At 59.2% G+C, this 7,046-nt stretch carries 6 protein-coding genes; 2 read left to right on the top strand and 4 right to left on the bottom strand.

Annotated elements, in window-relative coordinates; genetic code table 11:
- Nucleotides 1-121 precede the first annotated feature (121 nt).
- Nucleotides 122-769, bottom strand: coding sequence for a pyridoxamine 5'-phosphate oxidase (pdxH, locus tag SH809_03780; GenBank protein MDZ4698805.1), 648 nt, complete (start codon nucleotides 767-769; stop codon nucleotides 122-124).
- Nucleotides 770-877: 108 nt separating this feature from the next.
- Between pdxH and SH809_03775 the strand changes: the two genes are divergently transcribed.
- Together SH809_03775 and SH809_03770 are read left to right on the top strand one after the other, a co-directional pair.
- The gene (locus SH809_03775; GenBank protein ID MDZ4698804.1) at nucleotides 878-2,026 is read left to right on the top strand and encodes an aminotransferase class V-fold PLP-dependent enzyme; all 1,149 of its coding nucleotides are present in this window, start codon (nucleotides 878-880) and stop codon (nucleotides 2,024-2,026) included.
- 62 nt (nucleotides 2,027-2,088) lie between these two features.
- Complete coding sequence (locus SH809_03770; GenBank protein MDZ4698803.1) at nucleotides 2,089-2,949, top strand: proline dehydrogenase family protein; 861 nt, start codon at nucleotides 2,089-2,091, stop codon at nucleotides 2,947-2,949.
- Nucleotides 2,950-2,969: 20 nt separating this feature from the next.
- Here SH809_03770 and trxB read toward each other — a convergent pair whose 3' ends face one another.
- The 3 genes from trxB to purL all read right to left on the bottom strand — a co-directional run bounded on the left by trxB (nucleotide 2,970) and on the right by purL (nucleotide 6,871).
- A complete protein-coding gene (gene trxB, locus SH809_03765) occupies nucleotides 2,970-3,974 on the bottom strand; it encodes a thioredoxin-disulfide reductase (protein ID MDZ4698802.1) in 1,005 nt (334 codons plus the stop codon).
- A 119-nt stretch (nucleotides 3,975-4,093) separates the two neighbouring features.
- Nucleotides 4,094-4,444: a thioredoxin gene (trxA, locus tag SH809_03760; GenBank protein MDZ4698801.1), complete on the bottom strand. Its 351-nt coding sequence runs from the start codon at nucleotides 4,442-4,444 to the stop codon at nucleotides 4,094-4,096.
- A gap of 147 nt (nucleotides 4,445-4,591) precedes the next feature.
- Nucleotides 4,592-6,871: a phosphoribosylformylglycinamidine synthase subunit PurL gene (purL, locus tag SH809_03755; GenBank protein MDZ4698800.1), complete on the bottom strand. Its 2,280-nt coding sequence runs from the start codon at nucleotides 6,869-6,871 to the stop codon at nucleotides 4,592-4,594.
- Nucleotides 6,872-7,046: the final 175 nt, after the last annotated feature.

Raw genomic sequence — 7,046 nt, 5'->3', positions numbered from 1 at the left:
TTCGAGCGCGATGCAGCGCATCTCGCGAGAAAAGGAACGACGAGCTGCGCGAAATCGGCGGAAAGACGCCTGCCTCGTTGATTGTCGACACACCCTAGCATTCGACCGGTGCTCTCCCATTTCATGGAGCGAGCCGCTCGATCAGCCAGTCTCCAGCAGGATCCGTACGGTACTGAATGCGGTCGTGGAGACGGCTGGGGCGCCCCTGCCAGAATTCCACGGTGTGGGGCGACAACAGATAGCCGCCCCAGTGCGCCGGCCGTGGAATCGTCTGTCCTGCGAATCGAGCCTCCATATTCCGATAGTCGGCCTCCAGCGCTTCTCTGCCGGAAACCACTTCGCTCTGAGGCGAAGCCCAAGCCCCAAGTTGGCTGCCCCGCGGGCGCGAGGCGAAGTAGGCGTCGGATGCCTCGGCGCTCGTTCGCGTGATCGACCCTTCAATACGAACCTGGCGCTCGAGAGCGAGCCACAGGAACGTCATGGCTGCATGGGCATTGCCGGCCAATTCGGCGCCTTTCCTGCTGGCGTAGTTGGTGAAGAAGACAAACCCCTCTTCCTCGAAGCCTTTCAGCAACAAGACGCGTGCACTGGGATGACCTCCAGGCGAAACGGTCGACAACACCATGGCATTCGGCTCCGGAAGCGCGGCATCCAACGCCTCCTGAAACCAGTGGCGAAACTGGGCGATTGGATTACGGGCCACATCCCCCTCCGTAATGGACTCTCGGCGATACTCTTCGCGGAGATCCGCAATAGTGCGTTCGTTCAATTCGATTTGTAGATTGCGATTCAACTGAAAGGACAGCCCGTATACGTCGCACCGTGAAGGAAGATCGTGCGCCGCCGCCCCCCTGCACATTGTGGTTCACACGTCAACATGGAATCCGTATCAACGCCCAATCTGGAAACGATTCTCGCGCACGCCGGCTGCACGGTCGACCCCGCTACGGGTGCCGTGATCGCCCCGATTCACCTGGCAACGACCTTCGAGCGGGATGCCGACGGCGCGTATCCTCGTTCGTATGAATACAGCCGCGCCGATAACCCCACCCGCCGGCTGTTCGAAACTACCCTCGCCTCGCTCGAGGGGGGAGCATCCGCCGCCGCATTTTCATCGGGCATGGCCGCCGCCATGACGATCTTCCAGTCCCTGAAACCGGGTGATCATGTGATCATGCCGGACGATGTCTATCACGGCGTCCGGGTACTCGCAACGGGGACCTTTACCGAATGGGGCCTCCAGCATACTACGGTCGATATGTCGAATCTCGACGCGATTGAGCGTGCACTCCGCCCCGAAACACGCCTCGTGTGGATCGAGACGCCGTCCAATCCGCTGTTGAAGATCACAGACATTGCCGCTGTGGCACGCCTCGCGCACCAGGCCGGGGCCGAGGTGCTGGTCGACAATACCTGGGCCACGCCTCTCCTCCAGCGGCCCCTTGTATTGGGGGCCGACTTTGTCCTCCACTCCGTCACCAAGTACCTCGCCGGCCATTCGGATGTCCTCGGCGGCGCCATCGTCGCTCGCCAGACGGAAGGGCTGTTCGGCCGCGTTCGAAAACTCCAGGCGGCCGGCGGCGCCGTCATGGACCCCTTTGGGGCGTGGCTGGCCCTGCGGGGTATGCGTTCCCTGGCGGCTCGCATGCGCGTCCATTGCGAAAATGCTCGTATTGTGGCCGGCTTCCTCAGTGTGCACCCGGCCGTGGAACGCGTTCACTATCCTTCGCTCGCGAGTCACCCGGGCCATGAGGTCGCGACCAGGCAGATGCGGGACTTCGGCGGTATGATTTCCGTAGAGGTTAGGGGAGGCCAACAAGGTGCCATGGCCGTCGCGGCCGCGGCTCGCGTCTTCCGCCGCGCGACAAGCCTCGGCGGAACCGAAAGCCTCATCGAGCACCGCGCCTCCGTCGAAGCCCCGCCCACACGCACTCCATCCAACCTATTGCGGCTCTCGGTCGGTTTGGAGCACCCCGATGACCTGATCGGGGATCTACGCGCTGCACTCAGCGTTCTCGACGCCTAGAATCCGCGCCGCCCGGGACAGCTCGTCCGGGAGCCGGCGCGAATCGGCTGCTCCACCTCCCGATGAAACTCCCTTTCGCACTCGCCAGCCGATTCGTCGCCGGCGAGTCGTTCCAACAGGCCCTCCCCGCTATCCGCACCCTGACCGATCAGGGCCTCTTCGTAACGCTCGACCTGCTAGGGGAGTATGTCAGCGATCGACAGATTGCGGAACGTGCGCGCGACACCTATATCGAGCTGTTGAAGGTGACCAACGCTTCCCGCAACTTCCGCGCGGAAGCGAATATCTCGATCAAGCTGAGCATGTTAGGGCAAAAGATCGAAGCAGGGTTCTGTCTGGATAACCTGAGGCAGCTTCTCGACGTCGCGCGGCAAGAAGATGTGTTTGTTCGATTGGACATGGAGGGCAGCGATATCACCGCCTCCACGCTCCGTCTTTTCGAGAAGGTATATCCCACCTATCCCGACCACGTTGGTGTCGTGCTTCAAGCGTATCTCAAACGCACGGCCGGCGATGTACAGCGCATGATCGATCTCCAGGCACGCGTACGCCTCTGTAAAGGCGCGTACAAGGAGCCCGCTGAGATCGCCTACCAGGATATGCCCACGATCCGCGTTCGCTTTCTCGAATACGCACGCCAGCTGATTTCCAGTGGCCGCTATCCGGGCATTGCCACTCACGATGACCAGCTCATCGACGCCGTAAGAGCGTATGTCCGCGAACAGGCCGTACCGTTGGATCGATTCGAGTTTCAGATGTTGTATGGCATTCGACCGAGGGCCCAGGTTCAGTTGCGCCAGGAGGGCTACTACGTCCGTGTCTACATCCCGTACGGCACCGAGTGGCTCCCCTACTTCAACCGCCGGCTCCGCGAGCGGAAAGAAAATGTGTGGTTCGTGTTAAAAAATCTCCTCCGCGCATAACCTCCGCGCCGCGCCAGGGTTCACGCCACGGTCGCTCGTTCCGCCACACCGTGCTCGGCCAGCCACCGTTCCGCGTCGATAGCCGCCATACAACCCGTCCCGGCGGCCGTGACGGCCTGACGGTAGACATGATCCTGAGCGTCGCCGCAGGCGAAAACGCCCGGGATATTCGTGTACGTCGTCCCGGGTTTTGTTTTGATGTAGCCAGTTTCATCCATGTCAAGCCAGCCGGCAAACACCTCAGTGTTCGGCTTGTGGCCAATAGCCGCAAACATGGCTTTGACCGGAATCTGCCGCTTCTCGCCCGTTTTAAGATTCTCGATATCAATGCCATCCACTTCTTTCTTACCCAGGATGTCGGTGATTATCGTATCCCACAAGATCTCGATCTTCTCATTCGCGAATACACGCTCCTGCATGATCTTCGATGCCCGGAACGAGTCGCGACGGTGGATCAGATAAACTTTGCTTGCAAAACGGGTGAGAAAGAGCGCTTCTTCCATCGCCGTATCACCACCGCCGACGATCGCGACATCCATCATCTTAAAGAACGCCCCGTCACACGTAGCGCAAGCGGAAACGCCGTATCCCAGCAAACGCTTCTCATTGGCCAGGCCCAGGTACTTGGCCGACGCACCCGTTGCAATGATCACCGCCTGTGCCAGAACGGGCGTCTCCTCGTCCACGAGTAGCCGAAATGGACGCTGAGAAAAATCAACATGTGTTACCATGCCGTACTGCAGGACGGCGCCAAATCGAGCGGCCTGTTTCTCGAACAACTGCATCAAGTCCGGGCCGAGAATGCCATCGGGGAAGCCGGGGTAGTTCTCGACATCGGTGGTCGTAATGAGTTGACCTCCAGGCTGAATGCCTTGATATACGACAGGCGAAAGGTTGGCCCGCGCGGCGTAAAGCGCAGCCGTCAGGCCGGCAGGCCCGGTGCCCACGATCACGACAGGTGCCTCGACGGCAGCCGAAAAATCAACAGAGGGAAAGGGGGAACCAGCTGGCATACCTGTACTCATGATGAAACGTGCGGTAGTGGGGGGTCCCGTTAAACGGAAAGCCCGGAGGGGCGACTTCGCTCCTCCGGGCCGGTAAATCTATCGTGGCGAAGCCTGCATAGAGCCGGCAGTGGCCAGCGTCAGGAATTAGCCGGAAGAGAAACCAGTCCCTCCAGCTTATCGGTCAGGATCTTTTTCGAAACAGCGCCGATCACTTGGTCAACCACGTGGCCATCCTTTACAAAAAGGAGCGTCGGGATAGAACGTACCCCGAACTGCATGGCTGTTTCGGGATTGCGGTCCACGTCCAGCTTGCCGATTTTTGCGCGACCGTCGAATTCGACGGCCAACTGCTCGATGACCGGGGCGATCATACGGCAGGGGCCGCACCAGGTCGCCCAGAAATCGATCAACACCGGCGTTTCGGAGTCGAGCACTTCGCTCTTGAAATTGGCATCAGTAAAGGTAACAGGTTTGGCGTTATCTGCCATATTTTGCCTCCTACGGTAAAAGCTGTAGCGTCTTGTCTTGCGGGACGATGTACATGATCGTCGGCCTATTGGTTTCGAAAGACCGGGTAATCGTTACAATATCTGCGCCTGCCGAGGACCTTAATGCTCGAAGGGAGTATCGGCCGATTATATCTTGCCCTGCATCAAATCGGGTATCGCGTTTTCATATATCGTGCGAAGATCGGCCCCCGAGGCTTCTATCAGCGCCTCTCCGCCGTGCGCGATGCACAAAGGGCCATCGGTCACGACGCCGATCCGGGTCAACTGCACCCCGGCTGCGGCCGCTTTCTGAAAGAGAGCGGTCTCCGTCTCAGGCCGGCCACTCAGCACGATGCGGGATTGTGCCTCGCCAAACAGGAGGGCATCCGTTCGGATACCGGCTTCGCCGCCAAGATCGATGTCTGCCCCGAGGTGATCGGCGTGTAACACACATTCCGCGAGGCAGATAGCCAGACCGCCATCGGAGACGTCGTGCGCGCTTTCGACCAGCCCGGCACGGATGAACCCGAGCATGGCGTGTTGAACGGTCTTCTCCTCCTCGAGGTCGAGATGCGGAGCGTCGCCGTCGGTACGCTGATGGATCCAGGCCAGATACTCGGAGCCCCCGATATCGTTACGGTGTTGCCACGCTCGTGGGGAAAGAAGATACACGATATCCCCGGCCTTGCGGAAAGGCACCGTAGTCGTGTCACGATCAATATCCTCGACGAGACCCACCATCCCAATGGTTGGCGTGGGGAATACGGCCGAGTCGGGATTTTCGTTGTAAAACGAGACATTGCCACCGGTCACAGGCGTCGCCAGTGCGCGACATGCATCACCCATTCCTGCGAGAGCTTCCTTGAAAACCCAGTAGACCTCGGGTTTATATGGATTCCCGAAGTTCAGGCAGTTCGTAATGGCCAGGGGCTCTCCGCCGGCGCAGACTACATTTCGGGCTGCCTCCGCGACCGCGATCTGACCGCCGCGCCTCGGATTCAGGTAGACAAATCGGCCGTTGCAGTCTGTCTTGACCGCCAACCCACGTTTCGTGCCTTTGATGCGGACAACCGCCGCGTCGCTGGGACCGGGCCCGACGACCGTGTTGGTGCGCACAGTTGTGTCGTACTGCTCAAAAATCCAGCGTTTCGAAGCAATATTAGGCGCGCCAATCAATCGTTTCACGAGGGCCGTGGCTTCATTGGTTTGCACATCGGGAATCGATGTGATGTCGAAAGAAGCCACGCGATCCAGGTACGCCGGCCGACGTGCCTCGCGTATATAGACAGGTGCCCCGCCCCCCAACACGAGATGCTCTGCCGGCACATCGGCCACCAGGTCGCCATGCCAGAACACCCTGACCCGGCCATCGTCTGTCACGACGCCTATCTGAACGGCATGTAGATCCCATTTGTCAAAGATAGCGCGCAGTTCGGTCTCCTTACCTTTTTTGCAGACCACCAGCATCCGCTCCTGGCTCTCGGATAACATGACCTCGTATGGCGTCATGCCTGTTTCCCGCATCGGCACCTGTTCCAGGTTGAGCGCCATTCCACTGGCCCCCTTCGCGCTCATCTCGCACGTTGAGCACGTAATGCCGGCCGCACCCATGTCCTGCATCCCAACGACAACGCCACTGCGAATCACCTCGAGCGACGCCTCAAGGAGTAGTTTCTCCGTGAATGGATCCCCGACCTGCACGCTAGGCCGTCTGGCCTCACTCGCCTCGGAAATTTCCTCGGAGGCAAATGTAGCCCCGTGAATCCCGTCTCGCCCGGTGGCCGACCCCACGATAAAAACAGGATTGCCATTACCCGTCGCAATCGCCGATACCGTTTCACCCACCTTGACGATCCCCACGCTCATCGCATTAACGAGAGGATTTCCTTCGTAAGACGGATCGAAGTACACTTCTCCGGCGACCGTTGGCACACCAAACGAATTGCCATAATCGCCAATCCCGCGCACGACGCCATCCAACAGATAACGCACACGAGGCTGCTCCAGGGAGCCAAAACGAAGCGAATTGAGCGAACAGATCGGGCGAGCGCCCATGGTAAAAATATCGCGCTGAATTCCTCCTACCCCTGTGGCGGCACCCTGATAGGGTTCAACCGCAGAAGGATGATTGTGGGATTCGATCTTAAATGCCACGCCCAGGCCATCGCCAATATCGATCAGGCCGGCATTTTCTTCGCCTGCCCCCACCAGCATCCGTCCTCCTTCTCGGGGCAGTTTCTTCAGTTCAACAATCGAGTTCTTATAGGAGCAATGCTCGCTCCACATAACCGAGTAGATGCCAAGCTCAACGAAGGTCGGCGTTCTCCCGAGTCGATCCAGTATCCAGCCGTACTCCTGCTCAGTTAGCCCATGTTCCATGGCCAGGTGTAAAGTAACTTCGGGAAAGGCGAGTGACTGAGCGGACATACACGGATTCGATGAGTTTGCAGAGTAGACGGGCTAAAATACAAACCAACCGTAACGAACTCTGCCCACGGTAGCGAAGCCTCTGTCAATTTATGGACGAGCCCCCGTTACGGAAGGGGAGTGGGTAGGTATGCAGCACAGAGTGGTATCGCTTATTCATCAGTCGGTAAGGAGC

The organism is Rhodothermales bacterium, assembly GCA_034439735.1.
Taxonomy (GTDB): Bacteria; Bacteroidota; Rhodothermia; order Rhodothermales; family JAHQVL01; genus JAWKNW01.
This window is presented reverse-complemented; position numbering and strand designations above follow the sequence as displayed.

Coding starts and splice junctions, on each gene's coding strand:
- SH809_03775 (MDZ4698804.1), top strand. CDS start 878: ATGGAATCCGTATCAACGCCCAATCTGGAAACGATTCTCGCGCACGCC.
- SH809_03770 (MDZ4698803.1), top strand. CDS start 2,089: ATGAAACTCCCTTTCGCACTCGCCAGCCGATTCGTCGCCGGCGAGTCG.
- trxB (MDZ4698802.1), bottom strand. CDS start 3,974: ATGAGTACAGGTATGCCAGCTGGTTCCCCCTTTCCCTCTGTTGATTTT.
- trxA (MDZ4698801.1), bottom strand. CDS start 4,444: ATGGCAGATAACGCCAAACCTGTTACCTTTACTGATGCCAATTTCAAG.
- purL (MDZ4698800.1), bottom strand. CDS start 6,871: ATGTCCGCTCAGTCACTCGCCTTTCCCGAAGTTACTTTACACCTGGCC.